This is a genomic window from Heliomarina sp., assembly GCF_052826185.1.
In genome coordinates this window covers 364850-386178 of sequence record NZ_JBRBUI010000054.1, presented here as the reverse complement: position 1 = coordinate 386178, position 21329 = coordinate 364850, and the positions used below count along the sequence as shown (strand labels likewise).

General features: G+C 61.2%; 17 protein-coding genes. 7 read left to right on the top strand and 10 right to left on the bottom strand.

Annotated features, from left to right (window positions below):
• The first annotated feature begins 122 nt into the window (after positions 1–122).
• Complete coding sequence (locus ACU0FH_RS20040) at positions 123–1178, top strand: LacI family DNA-binding transcriptional regulator (protein WP_446196494.1); 1056 nt, start codon at positions 123–125, stop codon at positions 1176–1178.
• A gap of 7 nt (positions 1179–1185) precedes the next feature.
• Here the strand turns inward: ACU0FH_RS20040 and ACU0FH_RS20035 are convergent, their stop codons facing one another.
• The 6 genes from ACU0FH_RS20035 to ACU0FH_RS20010 form a co-directional block, all read right to left on the bottom strand.
• Positions 1186–1650 (bottom strand): hypothetical protein, encoded by a 465-nt coding sequence (locus ACU0FH_RS20035; RefSeq protein WP_446196493.1) that lies wholly within the window; start codon positions 1648–1650, stop codon positions 1186–1188.
• Entirely contained in the window at positions 1651–4968 is a 3318-nt protein-coding gene (locus ACU0FH_RS20030; RefSeq protein ID WP_446196492.1) for a hypothetical protein, read from the bottom strand.
• Positions 4969–5190: 222 nt separating this feature from the next.
• Entirely contained in the window at positions 5191–6072 is an 882-nt protein-coding gene (locus tag ACU0FH_RS20025; protein WP_446196491.1) for a fumarylacetoacetate hydrolase family protein, read from the bottom strand.
• Between the two features lie 11 nt (positions 6073–6083).
• Positions 6084–7064, bottom strand: a complete 981-nt coding sequence (gene hpaD, locus ACU0FH_RS20020; protein ID WP_446196490.1) for a 3,4-dihydroxyphenylacetate 2,3-dioxygenase — start codon at positions 7062–7064, stop codon at positions 6084–6086.
• Between the two features lie 63 nt (positions 7065–7127).
• Positions 7128–8639 (bottom strand): 5-carboxymethyl-2-hydroxymuconate semialdehyde dehydrogenase, encoded by a 1512-nt coding sequence (hpaE, locus tag ACU0FH_RS20015; protein WP_446196489.1) that lies wholly within the window; start codon positions 8637–8639, stop codon positions 7128–7130.
• On the bottom strand, positions 8636–9040 hold the full coding sequence (locus ACU0FH_RS20010; protein WP_446196488.1) for a 5-carboxymethyl-2-hydroxymuconate isomerase: 405 nt from the start codon (positions 9038–9040) through the stop codon (positions 8636–8638). Before ACU0FH_RS20010 ends, hpaE begins: the two co-directional genes overlap by 4 nt.
• A 257-nt stretch (positions 9041–9297) precedes the next feature.
• On the opposite strand from ACU0FH_RS20010, the gene ACU0FH_RS20005 reads away from it, so the two are divergent.
• The 6 genes from ACU0FH_RS20005 to ACU0FH_RS19980 all read left to right on the top strand — a co-directional run bounded on the left by ACU0FH_RS20005 (position 9298) and on the right by ACU0FH_RS19980 (position 16966).
• Positions 9298–10077 (top strand): 2-dehydro-3-deoxygalactonokinase, encoded by a 780-nt coding sequence (locus ACU0FH_RS20005; protein ID WP_446196487.1) that lies wholly within the window; start codon positions 9298–9300, stop codon positions 10075–10077.
• Positions 10077–10985, top strand: coding sequence for a LysR family transcriptional regulator (locus ACU0FH_RS20000; RefSeq protein WP_446196486.1), 909 nt, complete (start codon positions 10077–10079; stop codon positions 10983–10985). The genes ACU0FH_RS20005 and ACU0FH_RS20000 overlap by 1 nt, the downstream gene beginning before the upstream one ends.
• Positions 10986–11100: 115 nt before the next feature.
• Positions 11101–13179 (top strand): hydantoinase/oxoprolinase family protein, encoded by a 2079-nt coding sequence (locus tag ACU0FH_RS19995; RefSeq protein WP_446196485.1) that lies wholly within the window; start codon positions 11101–11103, stop codon positions 13177–13179.
• Between the two features lie 5 nt (positions 13180–13184).
• Positions 13185–14894 carry a hydantoinase B/oxoprolinase family protein gene (locus ACU0FH_RS19990; RefSeq protein ID WP_446196484.1) on the top strand — a complete coding sequence of 570 codons (1710 nt, stop codon included), beginning with the start codon at positions 13185–13187 and terminating at the stop codon, positions 14892–14894.
• Positions 14891–16096, top strand: coding sequence for an NAD(P)/FAD-dependent oxidoreductase (locus tag ACU0FH_RS19985; RefSeq protein WP_446196483.1), 1206 nt, complete (start codon positions 14891–14893; stop codon positions 16094–16096). Before ACU0FH_RS19990 ends, ACU0FH_RS19985 begins: the two co-directional genes overlap by 4 nt.
• A 36-nt stretch (positions 16097–16132) precedes the next feature.
• Complete coding sequence (locus ACU0FH_RS19980; RefSeq protein ID WP_446196482.1) at positions 16133–16966, top strand: NAD-dependent epimerase/dehydratase family protein; 834 nt, start codon at positions 16133–16135, stop codon at positions 16964–16966.
• 630 nt (positions 16967–17596) lie between these two features.
• On the opposite strand, the gene ACU0FH_RS19975 is transcribed toward ACU0FH_RS19980, so the two are convergent.
• The 4 genes from ACU0FH_RS19975 to urtC all read right to left on the bottom strand — a co-directional run bounded on the left by ACU0FH_RS19975 (position 17597) and on the right by urtC (position 21272).
• The gene (locus ACU0FH_RS19975; protein ID WP_238369926.1) at positions 17597–18145 is read right to left on the bottom strand and encodes a peroxiredoxin; all 549 of its coding nucleotides are present in this window, start codon (positions 18143–18145) and stop codon (positions 17597–17599) included.
• A 364-nt stretch (positions 18146–18509) separates the two neighbouring features.
• Complete coding sequence (gene urtE / locus ACU0FH_RS19970; RefSeq protein WP_446196481.1) at positions 18510–19205, bottom strand: urea ABC transporter ATP-binding subunit UrtE; 696 nt, start codon at positions 19203–19205, stop codon at positions 18510–18512.
• Between the two features lie 100 nt (positions 19206–19305).
• Positions 19306–20046 carry an urea ABC transporter ATP-binding protein UrtD gene (gene urtD, locus ACU0FH_RS19965; RefSeq protein WP_446196480.1) on the bottom strand — a complete coding sequence of 247 codons (741 nt, stop codon included), beginning with the start codon at positions 20044–20046 and terminating at the stop codon, positions 19306–19308.
• Positions 20043–21272 (bottom strand): urea ABC transporter permease subunit UrtC, encoded by a 1230-nt coding sequence (gene urtC, locus ACU0FH_RS19960; protein WP_446196479.1) that lies wholly within the window; start codon positions 21270–21272, stop codon positions 20043–20045. Before urtC ends, urtD begins: the two co-directional genes overlap by 4 nt.
• Between the last annotated feature and the right edge of the window lie 57 nt (positions 21273–21329).

Here is a 21329-nt window from a genome sequence, read left to right as displayed (position 1 = left end):
TGTTAGTAAGGCACGTGCCTCAAAGCAACAAAATTTTGATGCACGTGCCTCAAATTCGTGTATAAAAAATCTCACGCACACTGTGAAACTGAACCAAACCGGCCCTCAAGAGTTTGTAATTCATGCAAAAATCCTTGCGCCCCTCGACACCGAACATGGCTCGGCCAACGACAAAGGATCTGGCCCGCGTCGCCGGTGTCAGCCGCGCGACGGTCGATAGGGTTCTGAACGGGCGCGAGGGCGTAAAGTCCGAAACCGTGGAAAAAGTCACCGCCGCGATCCGCGAACTCGGCTTTGTGCGCAACCTCTCTGCGGCCAATCTCGCCAAGGGCAAAAGCTATCGCTTCATCTTCGTGCTGCCCCGCTCGGGCGATCAGTTTCTCGACGAAATCCTACGCCACATCCACGAGGCGGGCGAGGTCTTTGCCTCGGACATGATCTGGGCCGAGGTGCAGCCCATCGATGAAAACGACCCGCACCAGATTGCCGGTTTTCTCGCCACCCTGTCGCCAGGCGATGTGGACGGGGTCGCCATCATGGCCCCGGAAACGCCGCAGCTCCGCGATGCGATGACGCGGCTGGGCGAACGCGGTGTCTGCGCGCTTCCTTTCATATCTAACCAGGCGCTGTCAGGCGACAATCTCGTCGGCATCGACAACCGCGCCGCAGGCAAAACCGCCGCAACGCTCATGGGCCGTTTCATTCACGCACCGCGCGGGCAGATCCTCGTCATTGCTGAAAGCATGCAGTCGCGCGACAGTCTCGAACGGCGGTTAGGCTTCGATCAGGTCATCAACGACAGTTTTTCGCACCTGACCACCCTGCCCTCGCTGGAAACCTACGGCTCGGCGGACCGGGCAGAGCGGGTCATCACCGCCGCGACGCAACGCAATCCCGATATTGTCGGCGTCTATGTGATGTCGTCCGAGGCGCGGATCCCGCTCGAAGTGCTCGAAAAGGCCGACCTGCCGCAGCAGATCGTCTCCATCGCTCATGAGCGCACGCCTTTCACGGAAAATGCCCTGCGCAACGGTAGCATCGACGCGCTGATCACGCAGGACCCGGGCCATCTGGTCCGCAGCGCGATCCGGCGGCTCCGCGCACTATCGGACAACCTCACCACCTCGACCTCGCAAGAGAAAATCCGCATCGAAGTGCTGATCGCCACCAATATCTGAACCGGACCTATTCGGCCGGTTCGTAATCGTCCAGCGGCACCGGCTCATAGGACGGCTCGGCCAGCCCGGAGAGGGACGCCGTAGCGCGATAGGCCAGCCCGGTCGCCCGGTCCTCGGCAAAATAGACCAATTTATCCCCGTCATGCCGGGGCGCGGTAATCGCGTCGAAATCCGGGACCCCGAAATCGCTCAGACGCATCACCCCTTCGCGCCACGGCTGCGAGGGATCCTCGCTTTCAAGCTGCGCACGATACCGTTCGGCAAATTCGGCCGGATCCTCGATCAGCACATAGTCACCGCCCCGGGCAAAGTTATTGACATGCCGCGCAAGTTCCGTTGCCGCGTCCGGCTCCAGCAATTCCGGCACCTCGGCGACAAGCGCATCAATTGATCCGAAAGACGCCTCGCCAAGATAGGCAGTACGCTCGCCATCCTCATTCCGACTGGGAACAATCTCTGTAATGTCAGTCATTTACGGGTTCCTCTTGTCTACCTTGTACCACTCGTCGGTCATCCAGTCATCCGCTTCGCTAAAGTTCTCCAGTCGGCCGCTCGGCATCCACTTTTCACAAAGCTTCGCCGTACCGTTTACAGGATCACCGATGATGACAAGATATCGCACCACGTCGCCACCATTCCAGTTGGTATCCGCAATGACGAACTGCGGTGTTTCCACGGCATTCAAGATCGCACCGTCCAGTCTCCTGCGTTTTTCCTTGTCGACCGAGGCCTGAATTTTGTCCCGCTTCTCTTGCTCTTCTGCGGGGGTCGGCTGAGGATTAAGCGGCGCCTTCCATTGGTTAACCTCTTCTTGAACCCGCATCGCCAAAGCGGCGTTAACCTTTGTCTGAACGTACTGCTCAAATTGGCGCGGCGTCATGTCAGCCGCAGGCATTTCGTTTTCAAGAATGTTCCTCAACGCCAGCCGCTCTGCATCCGACTTTGCATGCCGTATTAAGCCGGTGACGATTTCTTCGAACGGGGCGGCAAGGGCTTCGGCACTCATCGGTGCCGCCGCCAGCGCCTGCGCAGGATCCAATAGCTCACGCTGCAGATTTGCCGCCAGATTTGCCGGCCCGCCTTCGCGTAAAGGCGCGGTCGATGGGTGCCCAGGCAAGGCGTTGAACAAATGGCGCCCCCGCGTCGCTATCGCAATCTTTTCAGCCGGATCGGCCGGATCGGTCGAGGGCACGAAACTTCCGATGAAATTCTCCATGAGCTTGGCAGGCCGGTCGAAAGGCGGAACCGCATTTATTTCAGTCCAGCTAAGCACATATGTCGCCTCAACTGGCTCATCGAGCACTTCCGTCGATGAGGTTGAATCACCGCCAGATGGCAGGTCCCACGGATCCGAACCATTGATCTTGATCGCGTCGGCAAAGCGCGGATCGTCGACCAGTTTTGCCACGTCCCCGCGACTGGTGAAAAAGGAGGTATCGCCGCTCTTGATCGTCTTGTGAACGATATCTTTCACCACACCCTTGTAGTCGTCGATGTTCTCCACCGGCTGTCCAGTGGCCTTGTTGAACAGAACATATCTGCCCCGACTCGACGATCCATCGGTTGCATCCCCGACCAAGACCTCGGGATCATAGCGGAACTCAAAGGCGTCAGTAATCGCGGTCTTGAGCCGCGCCGTCGCGGCACCGCGTTTCTTGCCCGATTTCACCTTTTCGCCCAGCAGCTTGGCGATCTCGTCAGCCGAATTCTCCAGCTCCCGGTGCTTGCCTTTGCGATCAATCCGGGCCGCTGCAGTCGCAACCGTGTATTCGAAACTGCGTGTCAGTGCGTTCTGGTTGTCCGGCACATTCTTGACCGCAGGCACCGGATCGCCCGTCTTGGGTCGAAGAACACCGTCTACTGCAAGATCGCGGAAATGTTTCATCGTCCCCAGCGGGTCCTTGTCGCGCATCCTGATCGCGGGTGCGGTCGCGAAACAGGATCCGACCGGTCCCTGATAGATCGGCGTCAGCATTGCAGCCACGATGGCCTCGCGGAAGTCTGCGGTCGTCAGTTCCCCGCGTTGCTTGCCGGTATCCTTGGCCACCAGACCGCGGCCACCGCCGATACCCGGTGCCTCGACATCGTCAAGCAACTGCTGCGCTTCGGGGTTATTCTCCAGAAAATCCAGCGTCTTGAGCATATGCTCGGCAAGAACCGGCGTCTGTTTGTCAACCTGATGATAGTTGAACAACGTATCGTAGACGGCCACCCGTGCCGCATCGATGTTCAGCTTGCCGTCCGGCCCAAGCAACACCTTCCCGACGTATCGCGCCCTTTTCGTCGTCAGTTCATCGCGGTTGTTGATGCCGTTCAGGTTGGGAATATCCTGCAACATGTAGGGGTGCGTGGTGTACCGTTCGATAATGTCCTGCGGCACCGGGTATTGCCCGGCCGTCTGAACCAGCTTGCGCGCATACCTCGCAGCCGCATCGGCATTGAGTTGTGGGTTTCCGTTCCGATCCGCAAATCCCGAGTCGACGCCATCACAGGCCAGTCTGGCCGTATCGACAATGTCCTTATATCTGGTCCCGCTGGCCAAGGCGCCCAGCATCGCCTGCCCGACACTTGGGTTTCGTTTGATAACCGCGAAAGCGTCCGCCAGCAATTCCGGCGGAAATGGCGGCTTCTTGTCCGCCGAGAACGTATTTGACAGAACAGCCTGCAAGATCGGCCGCTTGCGGTCGATGACCTCAAGTTTTTCCTTCGTCGAAACAACCAGTTGCTGCGCCTTCGTCGCATCGGTCTGTTTTGTGGCATCGTCTGGATGACCGGCCGCGTCCTGTACCTTGGCATCACGATCCGCGCGCGCATCTCTCAGATCGTCGATAGTCTGTAAAAGCTCAGCCGCAGAGCAATCCCCCGCATATCTTTGGTCCAGAGCCGCGATCGCATCTATCGCATCGGAAAACGCATCGAAATTCTTAGACCCGAGGCTCGCGAAAGCCTCTTTCTGCGCATCGGAAATATTCAGGTGCTGAACGTCCTGCAGATGAAGCGGGCCCTCGACGGCCTCGATGTCCCTCTTCAGCTGGTCCAATTGGGTTCTGATCGCGGGAACCTGGCCGTTCAGACGTGTAATTTCGGCCATGTCAACGTTATCAAGCGCAGCCTTCATCTTTGGGATGTCGGTTTCAACAAGAGTAAAATCCACGGACAACTCCAGCCATTCGGGGGCCTGCTTGGCTTCCAGATTTTCCAACCGACGGCTGACCAGAGCCAGATCGGCTGCGAGCGCCGCATGCGCCGCCTGAAGCTCGCGTATGATCACCCCGCGCGCGTCGGAATCTTGCTGAACTCGCTGGATCTTGCCGGGAAAATTTAGCAGCAGGACACGGGCGCGATCCAGATCGGCAGCCGAAGGGAAAACTGGCCGCAGCAAGTTGGCAAGGTCGGTCCGGTCCGCGTTCAACAAATCCAGTTCCGCCTGTATGGCATACTGTGGGTTGGGCGCCAGAGCATCTAGAAGCTCGACCAGCTGCTCCCGGTTCTCCTTGCGTGTCAAAGCCTCCTGCTCAAGGGCAAGGGCATCTTGCAACGCATCTTTCGCAACGCGCATCGCTTGCTCGGGATCGTTGGCGGCAATGAAAGCCTGCGCCGCCGTCACCTTGGCAGCGACGGGTCCGGTCGGGGAATTGGTTCCCTCATACTCGTCAAGGATACGCGTCACCTTGGCGAGTTCGGCCTCTGCCTCCCTCCCCTTTCGCGCCCGGGTTTCGGCCTTTTGCGTGGTGTGAAGAATATAGCGATCAATAAAGTACCGCCCTCTGTCACTCAAATCGCCGGCCATACTGACACCTCGCTGCGCAACCCGACATGACCGCCAGAAAAACGGCCAATACCGCCCTTCGAGGGATACCCCCGGGACGATTAATCAATACACGGTTATATCCCGCCGTTGTCACCAGCGTTGTAATGACGGCCGGATCTGGCAAATCTAACGTTGTATTTTTGTAATACCTTGATTTCTATCAAAAGATTTCATCCAATCAGGCGCCGCCTGCGCCGATGCTCAACCCGTTTCGTCGGCAACGCCGTTGCGCAGAACACCGATTCCCTCTGCCTCGACCTCGATGATATCGCCGGGCTTCAACCAGATCGGCGGGTCGAACCGCGCCCCCGCCCCGGTTGGCGTGCCGCAGACGATGACATCCCCGGGCACCAAAGTCGTGAAGGTCGATATGTAATTGATAATATAGCGAAAATCATAGATCATCCGCCCCGTGCGATCCTCCTGCCGGACCTCGCCATTCACCCGTGTGACAAGCGCAATGTCGTCAAGCTGATCGGCGGAGCGGAACGGCACCAGCCACGGACCCATCGCCCCCGACCGATCCCAGTTCTTGCCCTGCGTGACGTTGAACTTGGCATGACGCACCCAATCGCGGATCGTGCCTTCATTGCAGAGCGTCAGCGCCGCGATGTGGTCATAGGCATCCTCGCGCGAAATCCGCCGCCCGCCCTTGCCGATGACGATTGTCACCTCGCCCTCGTAATCAAGCTGCTCCGATTCCGGCGGGCGGATCAGGTCCTCACCATGCCCGACGAAAGAGCGCGGAAACCGTATGAACATCGACGGTTTCGTCGGCGCCGCCTGCCCGTCCTTATACTCGGCATTCCGGTCGGGGAAATTCACCCCGATGCAGATGATCTTCTCCGGGTTCGCAATCGGGATAAGGTATCGAATATCCGAAAGCCTGAAATCCACCGAACGCCCCTCCGCCGTGCTCAGCAACTCCTCAAGCACCCCCGCTTCGATCACCTCTTTCAGCCCCGGATAGCGCGCGCCGAATTCACCCGTCAGATCGACAATGCCATCCTCGGTCAAGACGCCATAACGGTCCGCCCCCTCGGCATGAAAGGCGATGATACGGGCGGGGATGGGTTTACTCACAGGTTCTCTCCTCAGGGGGCAATAATCGGGCTGGCCTTGAGCCCGCTGGCATAGGGTTCGACCCCTTCAAAGACCGACCCGTTTTCAAACCATGACCTCGGCGCCGGCGCGCCCCAAAGCGTCTGGCGCTGGGGGTCCTTCAGGTCCCAGCGGATGGGCTCAAGATCCGGATCGACCGTTTGATAATCCGAACAATAAATCTCGATCCGGTGCCCGTCGGGGTCGAGGATATAAAGGAAAAACGCGTTGGAAATACCGTGCCGCCCCGGCCCGCGCTCGATATTGGCTACATAACCGGTCGTCGCCATCAGATCGAGCAGGTCAATGATGTTCAGCGGGGTCGGCACCCAGAACGCCGTGTGATGCAGGCGCGGCCCCGTGCCGTTGGTAAAGGCCATGTCATGCACCCCGCCCTTGCGGTGGGTCCATGCCGCCCAAAGCCGTCCGCTTTCCTCATCCTCGGTATATTCCGTCACCCGGAACCCAAGCTCGCCATAAAAGGCCACCGCCTTGTCCACATCCGGCGAGAAACAATTGAAATGGTCGATCCTCAGCGGCTTCACCCCGTGATACAGCGCGTATTTCTGATGGATCGGGGCCAGCCGGTCCATCTTGAAATAGAACTCGATGGGCGTGCCGAAACAATCCACTGTCGCCAGCGTCCGGCCCTGATAAGGGCGCTCGACCCAGTCGACCGCGTGCCCGCGGTCGCGAAACCATGTCTCTGCCAGATCAAGCTGCGCATCGTCGAACACCTTGAAGGACAGCGCCTTGATCAGGCTGCTCGAAGCCTTGCGCAGAATCAGGCAATGATGTCCCCGCTCTTCGAGTGCCCGCAGATAGATCGCTTCGTCATTCTCATCCGTAACCTGAAGCCCCAGCGTATCGACGTAAAAAGCGCGGCTCGCGGCGAGGTTGGTCACGCCGAACTCGACATGGCTCAAGCGGATGACGTTGAACGGCGGATAAAGCGTCGGTGACGGTATTGGCATGGTTTACTCCCCCTCGATCTTGGGCGCGGCGCCGGTCCCTTCCCTGCGCCGTCCCGTTACGGCTCAGCCGCCCAGTTTCGGTATCCTGTGGCCCTGTCGCGGAAAGCTGACATTGACCGTTTCCATGTAGAAATCGAAGGACCAGTCGCCCCCATCGCGCCCGATGCCGCTTGATTTGACCCCGCCGAAAGGCGTCGGCAGATGCCGGATATTCTCCGAATTGACCCACATCATGCCCGCTTCCAGCGCGTCAGTCATGCGCATCGCCCGGTCCAGATCCCTGGTCCAGAGATAGGCGGCCAGCCCATATGGCACATCATTGGCAATACGCAGCGCGTCCTCCTCGTCGCTGAACGGGATCGCCGTCAGCACCGGCCCGAAAATCTCCTCCTGCGAAATCGCCATATCGATCGTCGCCCCGGTGAACAGGGTCGGGCGCACGTAACATCCTTCACTCCCGACCTTCTCGCCCCCGGCCGCAATGGTCGCGCCCTCTTTTCTGGCGGTCTCGAAATAGGATAGCACCTTCTTTTCGTGCTCCGGATGGATCAGCGGCCCGACCACCGTGTCCGGGTCCAGCGGATGCCCCACCTTGATCCGTTCCGCCACCTCGGCCACCCGGCCAGTAACCTCTTCGTAAATGCTCTCCTGCACCAAGAGCCGCGATGACGACGTGCAGCGTTCCCCATTCAGCGAATAGATCATGAAAGCCGCCGCATCTACTGCGCGCTCCAGATCGGCATCCTCGAAGATGATGACCGGGTTCTTGCCGCCCAGCTCGAAATGCACCCGCTTCAGCGTCGCCGCCCCCTGCGCCATGATCATCGAACCCGTGCGGCTCTCCCCGACAAAGGCAATCGCCTTGATGCCCGGATGTTCGGTCAGCGCCTTGCCCGCTTCCTCGCCCAGCCCGTTGACCACATTCAGTACGCCCTTGGGCAGGCCCGCGCTTTCGGCGATTTCGACCAGCAGCTTCGCGGTCATCGGCGAAAACTCCGCGGGCTTGTGCACCACCGTGCAACCCGAGGCCAGCGCCGGCGCGATCTTCCATGTCGAGAGCATGAAAGGCGTGTTCCACGGCGTGATCACCCCCACCGGACCGATTGGACGGCGCGAGGTCACGTTCATCTGCGTCGGAGTGCGCAGTGCCTGCCCATCCTCGGCCCCCGGCGCCTGGTCCGCGAAATAGCGGAAATTCGCCGCGCCCCGCACCGCCGCCTTGGACATGAACCGCAGCGCCTGTCCGGTATCGAGGCTCTCGACAAGGGCGATCTCCTCCGCCCGCGCCTCGATGGCCTCAGCCACCCGGATCAGGATGCGTCGACGCTCCGCCCCCGGTGTCCCCGCCCAGGCCGGAAAGGCGGCCTTGGCCGCCTGCACCGCGCGATCCACGTCCTCCGGCCCGCTTCGCGCGACCTCGGCAAGCGGCGCAAGATCCATGGGGGACAGGGTCTCGAAAACCCGGCCGGATGCCGCGCCAACCGTCTCACCATCGATATGGTTCAACACGCCGCTTGCGCGTAACGGCGCCGCATAGCTCATCGCCTTTTCGATATTCTCGTCCAGAGCACTCATGTTTTCTCCTCCCGGCCCTGCGCAGAAAGCCGCGCGTGTATCGGTGTATCCTTCCAGCTCAGCGCCGGGTCCGACACGCGGATCTCCAGCGAAAGCGCGAAATGCGGTGTCGCAAGCGCCTCGGCCAGAACCGACTGCGCCGCGTTGAACACATGTTGCCCCGCGGCCTGCAGAACCTCCCCGGACCGGCCCGCGCCGACGCTCATGACCAGCGCGGCAAAATCGTTCTCCGCCAGCCCGTCCGCGACAATCGCGTGATCGGCCCGAAAGGCGCGCACCCGGATTCCCGCCAGCGGAAAGATCCCGGTCTCGATCATCGCCACCCGCAGCGCCTCGCACAGCGCCGCGATGGATACCCGCCGCTCAAGCCCGGCGGAATATTCGATTCGCAAATGCGGCATCCCTGCCTCCCCGGCCACAGCATATATTTAACATGTTAATATATCACCTCCCTGTCAATCCTTTTCCCCGCCCCCTCACACCAGCATAAGCGGAAATCCCGCGCCCGGTCAGCCCTTGCTTCTTTGGGTCTTCAAATATCCCGGGGGGCCGCGCCCCGGCGCGGCGGGGCAGAGCCCCTTCACCCCTTGCTGCCCCCGCCCGCCCTGTGACAGGATAGGTGACTTCCCCGCAAAGCTTTGCGACAGCACAGATCTCCATGACCGACAGCCAGACTATTCCCGACTGGATCGCCGCCGATACCTCCCACACGCCCCCTCGCGCCTGGGCGATGAAGTCCACGCGCGCTCTCGGACCCGGCGAAAGCACGCCCGACGACCTCCGCCAGAAATTCCCCGGCGCGCCCCTGCTTCAATGCAGCGATCCGGAGGCTCCGCAGATCAAGCTGCCCTGCAAGCCGCTCGACCTGCCGGCACAGGCCCTTGGCGGCAACCGCTTCACGCTCCCCGCGCTCGCCGCTAGCGACCAGCCCCCGATCACGTCGCTCCTCGCGCCCGCCCGTGGTTTCCTGTCGCTGAACCCGGGATGGGACGGCGTGCTCTGCGTCACCGGGCCGCGCAGCCACTGGGCCCATATCAGCGCCGAGGAAATCGTCTCTGTGCAATCCTTCCTCACCGGCGATCTCCTCACCGCCCTGCGCGCCAACCCGGCGCTCTCGCATCTCGACGACACTCAACAGGACAACGCCGCTTTTCTCGACGCCGTTAGCGACAGCATGTCCCGCCCCGAACGCCTCGCCGCGCGGCTGGCAACGGCCACGTCCACCAACCAGCTTGCCGGTCTTCTGATCGGCACGGAACTGGCCGCCGCCCGCCCTTACTGGCTTGGCCAGCAAGTCGCTGTGATCGGCCAGCCCCCGCTCGCCGACCTCCAGACCAAAGCGCTTGAGGCGCAGGGTGTACCGGTCACCCGCACCGACGAACCAACCATGATCCGCGCCGGTCTCGCCACCGCCCGGGCCGAGCTGCAGACAAACTGATGTCCTTCACGATCAAACAACTCGAAGCCTTTGTCTGGATTGCGGACATCGGCAGTTTTCGCGGTGCGGCCGAACGGCTGAACACGACCCAGCCCAATATTTCCGCCCGGATCGCGGCGCTGGAATCGGCACTGAACGTCTCGCTGATGACCCGCGACGCGGGCTCGGTCCGGCTCACCGCCAAGGGCCGCGACCTTCTCGAACACGCCCGTGCGATCCTGCGCCAGACCGACGCGCTCATCGCCGCCTCGGGCGAGCTTGGCCTCTACGACGGGGCCCTGCGCCTCGGTGTGACCGAGATGATCATGCACACCTGGCTGCGCGATTTCATGCGCGCCTTTCGCGAGGAATTCCCCAAGATCAGCGTCGAACTCACAGTCGACATGTCCGCGCGGCTCGAAGAGGACCTCTTCTCGCACCGCATCGACCTCGCGCTGCAAAACGGGCCCTTTTCCCGCAGCGCCACCGGCACCGCCGCGCTCGGGCGTTACCCGCTGATCTGGGTCGCCTCCCCCAATCTCGATCTCGCGACAGACCGCCCGCTCACGGTCGACGACATGGCCCGGCACCCGATCCTCACCCATGCGCGCGGCACCCGCCAGCACGAAGAGGTGCTCGCCCACTTCCGGGCCGAACGCAGTAACGCCCATCTGGTCCCCTCTTCGAACCTCGCGGCAGGCAAGCAGATGGCGATCGACAGCATGGGCGTCGCCGCCCTTCCCGCCGCGATGGTGTCCGAGGAACTCGCCAGCAATGCCCTGCGCCAGCTCAACTACAGCTGGCAGCCCGATGATCTCGATTTCGTCGCGCGATACGATGCCCACACCGCCGGGCTCTACGTCCAGCGCGCCGCCAATCTCGCCAGTCAGGTCGCACTCACCTACCAGCGCAACGCCCCCCTCTACTGAACCGGCTCACGATAAATTTTTTCTATCCAATAGAAAAAATCAAATAATTTGCGCTGATCGATGACCGCCCCTAGCGTGACCCCAATGACTCGCAACGCGCAAGGTGACAGGTAACATGGCAGCGTCTTCAATCCGCATGGGCATCGACATCGGCGGCACCTTCACCGACGTGGTGGTAGAGGTCGACGGAACCCCCTATTCCACCAAGGTTCTCACCACCTATGCCGCGCCCGAGGACGCCATTATCGAAGGCATCCATCGTGTCTGCAAATCCGCCGGGATCATGCCGGGCGACATCACCCAGATCATTCACGGCACGACGCTCGCCACCAACGCGCTGATCGAACGGCGTGGTGCCAAAACCGCGCTGATCACCACCAAGGGCTTCCGCGACGTGATCGAAATGCGCACTGAAAGCCGGTTCGAGCAATACGATCTCAACCTCACCCTGCCTGAACCGCTGCTCGCCCGGCAGGACCGCTTCACCCTGACCGAGCGTATGGATGCCCAAGGCAACGTGCTTATCCCGCTCGAGCGCGCCGAGATCGAGGCGCTGGTCGCCCAGCTGAAAGAGGCCGGCTTCACCTCCATCGCCGTCGGCCTGCTGCACTCCTACCAGAACGACGCGCATGAAAAACTGGTGCGCGAGGTCCTGACCGAAAAGATGCCCGAAGCGATGGTGTCGCTCTCCTGCGAGGTCAGCCCCCAGATGCGCGAATACGAACGTTTCAATACCGTCGTCGCGAACGCCTATATCAAGCCGCTGATCAAGAGCTATCTCGGCCGGCTCGAAGCCCGCCTGCGCGACGAAGGCGTCACCTGCCCGGTCTTCCTCATGCATTCCGGCGGCGGCATCATCTCCATCGACAGCGCCGCTGAATTTCCCGTGCGTCTGGTCGAATCCGGCCCCGCAGGCGGCGCGGTCTTTGCCGCGAACATCGCCGCGCGTTACGGGCTCGACCGGGTGCTCTCCTTCGACATGGGCGGCACCACAGCCAAGATCTGCCTGATCCGCGACCAGACCCCGAAAACCGCCCGCGTGTTCGAGGTTGCGCGAACCTACCGCTTCAAGAAAGGCTCGGGCATGCCGATCTCGATCCCGGTGATCGATATGGTGGAAATCGGCGCCGGCGGCGGCTCGCTCGCCCATGTGGACGCAATGCGCCAGATCCGCGTCGGCCCGGAATCCGCAGGCTCCGAACCCGGCCCCGCCTGTTACGGTCGCGGCGGCGACCGTCCTGCCGTGACAGATGCCGACCTGACGCTGGGCAAGCTCGATCCCGAGAACTTTGCTGGCGGCTCGATCCCCCTCTACCCCGAGAAATCGGCGACAGCCCTGAACAGCGTCATCGGCGAAACCCTCGACATGCAAGCGCAAGAGGCCGCTTTCGGCCTCGCCGAAGTCGTGGATGAAAACATGGCCAATGCTGCCCGCGTTCACGCGGTGGAAAACGGCGAGGACCTTGCCGATTACACTATGATCGCTTTCGGCGGCGCAGCCCCGCTCCACGCGGGCCGCCTCTGCGAAAAACTCGGCGTCTCCCGCTGCCTCGTACCGCCGGGCGCGGGCGTCGGCTCTGCCATCGGCTTCCTGCGCGCGCCCTTCAGCTTCGAAGCCAACCGCTCGGTCTATATGCGGCTCTCCGACATGAACCCGGAAACCGTCAGCACGCTGATTGACGAACTGCGCGCGGAATCGACAAAATTCGTCCGCTCCTGCGACGCCACCGCCGACATCGCCTGCGAATACAAGGTCTACATGCGCTACGCCGGTCAGGGTTGGGAAATCCCGGTCATCCTGTCCGAAGAAGACGCCGCCAACCCGCGCGCCGAGCGTTTTCAAGAACTGTTCGAGAGTGACTATACGCAGCTCTTCAGCCGCACCGTCGAAGGGCTCGACATCGAAATCACCGTCTGGTCGGTCAATGCCACAACGCCCCCGCAGCCGGTGACGGAAGTCGCGGAAGAATCCGGCATAACCCCCGTCGAAGCCACGCAAAAACGCGAGATCTTCGATCCCGCTCTTGGCGCGCCCGCCAGCGCCGCTATTGTCCAGCGCAAGGACATGACGGCAGGCAACAGGGTCGCGGGCCCCGCCGCGATCACCGAAGACGAAACCACCATCATCGTCCCCTCCAGCCGCACCGCTACGCGCCGTTCGGATGGATGTATCGACCTGACCGTGAAAGGATAACGGATATGGCAAGCCGCAACTCTACCGTCTCCAATCAGGTCATGTGGAACCGTCTGATCTCAGTCGTCGAGGAACAGGCGCAGGCGCTTGTGCGCACCGCCTTTTCCACCTCGGTGCGCGAAGCGGGCGACCTCTCCGCCGGGGTCTATGACCGCGAGGGCCGCATCCTCGCCCAGGCCGTCACCGGCACGCCGGGCCATGTGAACGCGATGGCCGATGCCGTCGGCCATTTCATCCGCCGCATCGGCCGCGACAACATGTTCGAAGGCGATGTCTATATCACCAACGATCCGTGGGAGGGCACCGGCCACCTGCATGACTTCACCGTGGTCACCCCCTCGTTTCTGAACGGCCAACTCGTCGGCTTCTTTGCCTGCACGGCCCATGTGGTCGACGTAGGCGGGCGCGGCTTCGGCGCCGACGCCAATTCCGTCTACGAGGAAGGCATCCATATCCCGATCATGAAATTCGCGCACAAAGGCACTGTCGATCAGACACTTGTCAGGATCATCCGCTCAAACGTCCGCGAACCTGACCAGTTGATCGGCGATATCTACGCGCTCGCCTCCTGCAACGAAACCGGCCACCGGAGGCTGGTCGACATGATGGGTGAATTCGGCCTTGCCGATCTTACCGGCATCTCCGACTTCATCCTTGAAAACTCCCGCCGCGCCACGCTCGAACGGATCAAGGCCCTGCCCCGGCAGGAAGCCAGCGGCGAAATGATCATCGACGGCTACGACCAGCCGATCACGCTCAAGGTCCGCATCAAGGTCAAGGAAGACCGCATTATCTGCGATTTCGACGGCACCTCGGGCATTGATCGCAAGGGCATCAACGTCCCGCTGGTCTATACCAAAGCCTACGCCTGCTACGCGCTGAAATGCGCCATCGCGCCGGAAATCCCGAACAACGCCGCTTCGCTGGCCCCGTTCGAGATCACCGCCCCCGAAGACACCATCGTCAATGCCGTGCATCCCGCTCCGGTCGCGCTGCGCCATGTCATCGGCCATATGATCCCCGATACGGTCTATGACGCGCTCGACAAGATCCTGCCGGAAACTGTGCCCTCCGAAGGCGCCGGGTGTCTCTGCAACTTTCAGGTCTCGCTGCGCCCCGCCAGCGCTGCCGCCCGCGCCGCCGGTGCCCGGCGCGCCGAGGTTCTGACCTTCAACTCCGGCGGCTCCGGCGCCCGGCCGACGCTCGACGGCATGAACGCCACCGCCTTCCCCTCGGGCGTGATGACCATGCCGGTCGAAGCGACCGAGCAGGTCGGCCCCGTCATCATCTGGCGCAAGGAACTGCGCCCCGATTCCGGCGGTGCAGGCAAGTATCGCGGCGGTCTTGGCCAGCACATGGAGGTCGGCGCAACCACCGGGCACGAGTTTGACTTTCAGGCAATGTTCGACCGGGTGAACCACCCCGCCCGGGGCCGCGCAGGCGGCGCGGACGGCGCCCCCACCACCATCGCGCAAGACGACGGCACCGCGATGAAGGGCAAGGGCAAGCAATATGTCCCCGAAGGTCGCCGCGTCATGCTCTCTTTCCCCGGCGGCGCAGGCTACGGCAACCCGGCCGAACGGGACCCCGCCATGGTCAAACGCGACCTTGCGCGCGGCTATATCTCGGCCGAGGCCGCCCGAGAGACCTATGGCCTCAGCCAGTCAGACATCGACGCGGTCACCGCCGCCGTCAAAGCAGGAGAGCCTGTATGAGTGCAAAACTGCCCTCGGCCCCGAAACATAACAGTTACGATGTGATCATCGTCGGCGGTGCCATGTATGGTGCCGCCGTTTCGTGGTGGTTGACCAAGATCGGTTTCGATGGCCGCGTGCTGGTTGTCGAGCGCGATCCGAATTATGAATTCGCCTCGACCTCGCACACCAACAGCTGCATCCGCCAGCAATACAGCCAGGAAATCAACGTCAAGATCTCCCAATACGGGGCCGAGTTCATCAAGAGTTTCCGTGAAGAAATCGGCGACCCCGAAGCCCCCGCGCTTGCCCTGCAAAGCTTTGGCTACATGTACCTCGCCAGCACCCCGGCCTTTGCCGACGCCCTGCGCGCGGCCCATGCGGTGCAATCGGCCATGGGCGCGGCGACAGAACACATGAGCCGCAAGCAGATCGCCGCCGCCTACCCGTTCTACAACCTCGAAGACATCCTCGTCGGCAACCACAATCTCGTGGACGAAGGCTATTTCGACGGCGGCACCATGTTCGACTGGTTCCGCCGTGCAGGCCGCGCAAACGGGATCGAATACATCGCCAACGAAGTCACCGGCATGACCGTCGACGACGCCAAGGTGCAAAGCATCCATCTGGAATCGGGCGAGAAAATCGCTTGCGGTAAGGTCGTGAACGCCTCCGGTCCGCGCGCCGCACTGACCGCGCAAATGGCCGGGATCCGCCTCCCCGTCGAGCCGCGCAAGCGTTTCACCTTTATCTTCGCCGCCGAGAAACCGCTGTCGCAGGACCTGCCGCTGACCATCGACCCTTCGGGCGTGCACATGCGCACCGACGGGCGCTATTACATGGCCGGATGCCCCCCGTATCAAGACCCTGCCGCGCCGTTCGACGATTTCACGATGGATCACTCCATCTGGGAGGATAAGGTCTGGCCCGCCATCGCCCACCGCATCCCGCAGTTCGAAGCGATCAAACTCATCAATTCATGGGCCGGTCACTATGCCTATAACACCTTTGATCAGAACGCGATTGTCGGCCCGCACCCCGAGATCACCAATTTCCATTTCGTGAACGGCTTTTCGGGCCACGGGTTGCAGCAGGCCCCCGCCATCGGGCGCGGCATGGCCGAATATCTGGCCTATGGCGAATATCGCAGCATGGACCTTACCCCCTTCGCTTTCGAGCGCATCGCCAATAACGCTTCACTGCTTGAAAAAGCGGTGATCTGAGGGCAGGCACGCCCCCGAACAAAGGAGAGACCCGACATGAAAAAGATCGTTCTGACCGGCGCCGCCGGCGCCCTTGGCAGCCAGTTGCGCGCGCCGCTTGCAAAGCTCGCGGATGAGCTTGTTTCAAGCGACCTCGTCGACGGGCTGGAAAACCTCGGCAGCAATGAAACCTATGTCAAAGCCGATGTGGGCGATCAGACCGCGATGATGGATCTGATCGAAGGCGCCGACATGGTCGTGCATTTCGGCGCCATCCCGGACGAAGCCTCCTTTGAAGAGATCCTGCATTCCAACTTCCTTGGCGCCTACACGGTGTGGAACGCTTCGCACAAACACGGCGTGCGCCGGATCATCTATGCCAGCTCGATCCACGCGATGGGCATGTATCCCAAGACCACGCGCATCACCACGGACATGCCGCACCGCCCGGATACCTTCTATGGCCTCTCCAAGTGCTTTGCCGAGGATATGGCCTCCATGTACTGGGACAAATACGGTCTCGAAGCCGTCTGTCTGCGTATCTATTCCGCCTCAGGCCCGGTTCAGAACGCCCGCGCGCTGGGATCCTGGCTCTCCTATGACGATCTGATCCAGCTGGTCGAAAAATCCGTGACCTCGCCCGTCACCGGCTTTTCCGTCGTTTATGGTGTCTCGAACAACGACCGCTCTCCGGTGGACAACTCCAAGGCCGCCTTCCTTGGCTACCGCCCCAAGGACAATGCCGAGGATTTCGCCGAAGAGATCCTTGCAAAGACCCCGCAGATCGATCCGCAGGACAAGGCCCATATGTGCCACGGCGGCCCCTTCGCCACTGTCCCGCTTGGCGTGAGCGGCGTTCAGTTCATCAAAAAGATGAGCGAAGGCAACTGATACCTTTGCCGGGGGTACCAGAACCAGGTTTCCCCGGCTTTCCACCTGCCATCAGGTCCCAAACGTGCTTGCGGTTAGCGCCGCAATGAGGCGTCCAGCCTATCGACGTGCAAAGTTTTCCCGCGACCATCTTGCGGCAAGCTCAAATCTTGAATTCTGCGGTCTTGATCTGTCTGCTTCGCCCCTCCTCTAACTGATTTCATAACTGTCTGTCCCTCGCCCCGGATACCTCGCTTGTTCCAACGCGTTCGAATCGGCACGGCTAGGGAAAATCTAGCGAAGAAATCTTGCCAATCCGCGAACAAGGTCAGGTCACGCCGCCTCACGCCCCCCTCAAAAGAGAGTGACGCAAAGCAAGCACCGCCTTGACTTGCGTGCCACCCGTCACGAACCTCGGGCGGATAACCACGGAGATCCCCCATGTTGCGCCTTGCCTTGCCTCTCCTCCTGCTCGCCCTCGCCGCCTGTGAACCGACGACAACCACAAGCCAGCGCCCCTATGATCTCAGCGGCGGACGCGGCGGCTCACGCTAGGTCACCGTTTCCGAGCAGCCGACCAAACAAAACGCGCCACCAACCGGCAGCGCGTTTCCATCAAGACCGGACTGATCAGTCCCCTATCTTTAAAACTCAGGCCGCTTCGGTCTTAGCCTGCTCCGCAAGATATTCCAGCAGCGCCTCGGGGCTCGACACGCCATAGGGGTCGTCGGCGCAGTTATCGCTGAAACCTTCCTCGGGGAACCATGCTTCGACGATACCGTCGTTCACGACAGCCGCATAACGCCAGGAACGCATACCAAAGCCAAGGTTGTCCTTGGAAACCAGCATACCGACCTTGCGGGTGAACTCACCCGAACCATCGGGGATCACCTTGACGGTTTTCAGGTCCTGCGACTGGGCCCACTTGTTCATGACAAAGCTGTCGTTGACCGACATGCAATAGATCTCGTCGATACCGTATTCAGCGAAGGTTTCGGCATTCTTTTCGAAACCGGGCAGCTGGTAGGTGGAACAGGTCGGGGTAAAGGCGCCCGGCAGCGAAAACAGGATGGCCCGCTTGCCCTTGAAATAGTCGGCAGTGGTCATGTCCTGCCAGCGATAAGGGTTCGGGCCTTCGATGGATTCATCGCGGACTCGGGTACGGAAAGTAACGTTGGGAAGGGCGACTCCGGCTCTCATGGCGCATTATCCTTACAATTCATGTCATCTCCTCCCTCGCCGACTAGATAGAAAGGTTCTAAGTCGAGTGCAACCGCTGCGGCACAGGAATGGTGAACGGGATCGCGGCTGTGCCTAAGCAGATGTTAATTCAGGCGCATCTGCCGGAAATTTGCTCATCATTCGGCCGTGACGAATGGGCCCTGCCAAGGTCGAAACGATCCCGATCACGGGACCTCTCGATGCACGCCACAAACAAGATCGAAGCTTTTACGCACTGTTCATCTTTACCAGTCAGGACACCGATCCATTCCCCCAATACCCTCAGAATAGAGCCAAAACGGCCATTCCGATGTACAGGGGGTGTACAGCAGGTGTACGGATATCACACCGAGATTGCCTGCATCAGTTCCTCGCGGCTCAGACTGTCGTGATCGCCGGATTTGAGTACTGCGCCCCGGCGCAGGACGACGAAATTGTCGGCGATGCGGTGGGCAAAATCAAAGTACTGTTCGACAAGGATAATCGCCATATCGCCCTTGTCGCGCAGGTAGCGGATCACCTCACCGATCTGCTGGATGATATTGGGTTGAATCCCTTCGGTGGGTTCATCCAGCAAGAGCAGCTTGGGCTTTGTCAGCATCGCCCGTGCGATGGCAAGCTGCTGTTGCTGGCCGCCGGACAGGTCACCGCCCCGCCGGTTAAGGAATTCTTTGAGGATGGGGAATAATTCGTAGATCTCGTCGGGGATGAAATGCTCGGACCTCGGCAGGCAGGCATAGGCGGTTTCCAAGTTCTCTTTCACCGTCAGCAGCGGAAAGATCATTCGCCCCTGCGGCACATACCCGACGCCCTTGTGGGCCAGCACATGCGCGGGCAACTTGCCGATCTGTTCTCCGGCAAAGGTGATCTCACCCGAGGATCGCTGATGCGTACCCGAAAGCGCCTTGAGCAGAGAGGTCTTGCCCACACCGTTCGTGCCCATTACGCAGGTCACCTGCCCCGCCTGTGCCTGCATCGAGACATCGTAAAGGATCTGCGAGCCGCCATAATGCAGACAGAGGTTTTCCACGTTCAGCATGTCAGCCATTCCCTGCTGTGTTTCTGTCGTTCCGCCCTGCCGGTTCATCTCGCACGGGCAAGGGCAGCGCCGGTATCGTCTGTCTCAAGCCGCCCATCGCTCAGCGCCCCAGATAGACGTCGATGACGTCCTTGTTGGCGGTCACGTGATCAAGGCTTCCTTCGGCCAGAACCGAGCCCTCGTGCAGCACCGTGACCTTGCAGTTCAGCCGCCGAACGAACTCCATGTCATGTTCGACCACCACGACCGCACGGGTCTTGGCCGCCTCGACAAGGATCGCCGTGGTATGTTCGCGCTCTTCGACGGTCATACCGGCGGCGGGTTCGTCGACCAGCAAAAGCTGCGGGTCCTGCGCCAGCAACATCCCGATTTCGAGCCATTGCTTCTGACCGTGGCTCAGCTCTCCGGATTTGCGCGAAAGCTGATCTGCAAGGCCGATTTCCTCGGCCAGTGCGCGGACCTTACTGGCGTCTTCCTCGCTGCGCCGATAGGTCAGCACGGAGAAAGGATTCCGGTTTTTCTTGAGCGCGAGCAAGAGATTGTCGAATACGTTCTGATCCTCGAACACCGTGGGGCGCTGGAACTTGCGACCAATCCCGGCCCGGGCGATCTGGGCCTCGGACATGCGGATAAGCGAAACGGATTTATCACCCCAGATAACACGGCCCTCGTCGGGGCGGGTCTTGCCGGTGACGATATCCATGAAGGTCGTCTTCCCCGCGCCGTTCGGCCCGATGATCGCGCGCATCTCGGCCGGGCCGATCTGGAAGGACAGGTTATTGATCGCGCGAAACCCGTCAAAGGTGACGGAGACGCCCGAGACTTCGAGAAGCGTTCTCATTCCCGGCCCTCCGCTTCCTGAAACGATCCCTTGTCAGGGCCGTAATCCGCACCGTGCCGGTCGGGTCTTACCCGGTCGGTGATCAAATCGAACAAGCCGCCGATCCCTTTCGGGGCGAACAGGGTCACGATCACGAAGGAAAGGCCAAGGATCACCTGCCACCACTCTACCCAGTCGATCCGGTAAAACCCGATATCGAGTGATGGGACCTGCCCGCCCGTGAACCACGTGGAAACAAGGCTGACGAAGGCCGCCCCGATCACGGCCCCGTAGAGCCGCCCGCGCCCGCCGATGGCGACCCAGACCGCAAGGTAGATCGAGGCGATCGGGGCAACTTCGGCCGGGTTGATAATGCCCGCCTGCGGGTAATAGAGCGCCCCTGCGATCCCGGCGATGATGGCGCTGAGCACGAAGATAAAGAGCTTGTAGCCCTCGACCGAATAGCCAAGGAAACGGACCCGCGCCTCGTCATCGCGGATGCCGCGGATCACCGAGCCGAACTTGCCCGAGACCACCCATGCAGCCAGCATGTAGCCAAGCCCCAGTGCCACTGCCGAGGCCCAGAGGAACCAGATGGAGACCACCGCCTGGCTGGCTTCGACTCCCGGCAGGTTCTGAAGCCCGGAAAGACCGTTATTGCCACGCAGGCCAGAGTCGTTCTGGAACAGGTAGAGCGAGAGGGCCAGCGTCATCGCCTGCGTCAGGATCGAGAGGTAGACGCCGGTGACGCGCGACCGGAAAGCGAGCCAGCCGAAGACCAGCGCGAGCAGGCCCGGGATCAGCACCACCATGGCCAGCTGCAGCACGAGACTGTCGGCAAAGGCCCAGACCAGCGGAAACTCGGACGAGCCAACGACACCGAAAATCTGGCTGCCAATTGCATCCATGACCTCTTGTTCCGTCGGCGGAATCTGGGCATTGGCCATTGAGGAGACGACGATATCCCGGGTACGCTCGTACATGAGCCACATGCCGATCATGTAGCCGCCCAGCCCGAAAAAGGCGAAATGGCCGAGGCTGAGGATGCCGGTGTAACCCCAGACCAGATCCATCGCCACGGCGATCAGGCAGAGACAGAGTGTCTTGCCCAGCGTCTTAATGAAACTTGTCGAGATGAAACCGGTGCCCGCGCCTTCGGAGAGCAGGCTGACCACCAGGGTGAAGGCCGCAAGGCAGCAGAGGAAGATCACCACCGACGGGTTGCGGGCGAAGAAGCTTTGTCTCATGCGATGGGCTCCTGTTCGGGGCGAGCAAGGGGGGCGCTGCCCCCCGGCCTATGGCCT

Coding starts and splice junctions, on each gene's coding strand:
- ACU0FH_RS20000 (WP_446196486.1), top strand. CDS start 10,077: ATGTCCTTCACGATCAAACAACTCGAAGCCTTTGTCTGGATTGCGGAC.
- ACU0FH_RS20030 (WP_446196492.1), bottom strand. CDS start 4,968: ATGGCCGGCGATTTGAGTGACAGAGGGCGGTACTTTATTGATCGCTAT.
- ACU0FH_RS19985 (WP_446196483.1), top strand. CDS start 14,891: ATGAGTGCAAAACTGCCCTCGGCCCCGAAACATAACAGTTACGATGTG.
- ACU0FH_RS20005 (WP_446196487.1), top strand. CDS start 9,298: ATGACCGACAGCCAGACTATTCCCGACTGGATCGCCGCCGATACCTCC.
- urtE (WP_446196481.1), bottom strand. CDS start 19,205: ATGCTGAACGTGGAAAACCTCTGTCTGCATTATGGCGGCTCGCAGATC.
- hpaD (WP_446196490.1), bottom strand. CDS start 7,064: ATGCCAATACCGTCACCGACGCTTTATCCGCCGTTCAACGTCATCCGC.
- ACU0FH_RS19980 (WP_446196482.1), top strand. CDS start 16,133: ATGAAAAAGATCGTTCTGACCGGCGCCGCCGGCGCCCTTGGCAGCCAG.
- ACU0FH_RS20035 (WP_446196493.1), bottom strand. CDS start 1,650: ATGACTGACATTACAGAGATTGTTCCCAGTCGGAATGAGGATGGCGAG.
- urtC (WP_446196479.1), bottom strand. CDS start 21,272: ATGAGACAAAGCTTCTTCGCCCGCAACCCGTCGGTGGTGATCTTCCTC.
- ACU0FH_RS20040 (WP_446196494.1), top strand. CDS start 123: ATGCAAAAATCCTTGCGCCCCTCGACACCGAACATGGCTCGGCCAACG.
- urtD (WP_446196480.1), bottom strand. CDS start 20,046: ATGAGAACGCTTCTCGAAGTCTCGGGCGTCTCCGTCACCTTTGACGGG.
- hpaE (WP_446196489.1), bottom strand. CDS start 8,639: ATGAGTGCTCTGGACGAGAATATCGAAAAGGCGATGAGCTATGCGGCG.
- ACU0FH_RS19990 (WP_446196484.1), top strand. CDS start 13,185: ATGGCAAGCCGCAACTCTACCGTCTCCAATCAGGTCATGTGGAACCGT.
- ACU0FH_RS19995 (WP_446196485.1), top strand. CDS start 11,101: ATGGCAGCGTCTTCAATCCGCATGGGCATCGACATCGGCGGCACCTTC.
- ACU0FH_RS20010 (WP_446196488.1), bottom strand. CDS start 9,040: ATGCCGCATTTGCGAATCGAATATTCCGCCGGGCTTGAGCGGCGGGTA.
- ACU0FH_RS19975 (WP_238369926.1), bottom strand. CDS start 18,145: ATGAGAGCCGGAGTCGCCCTTCCCAACGTTACTTTCCGTACCCGAGTC.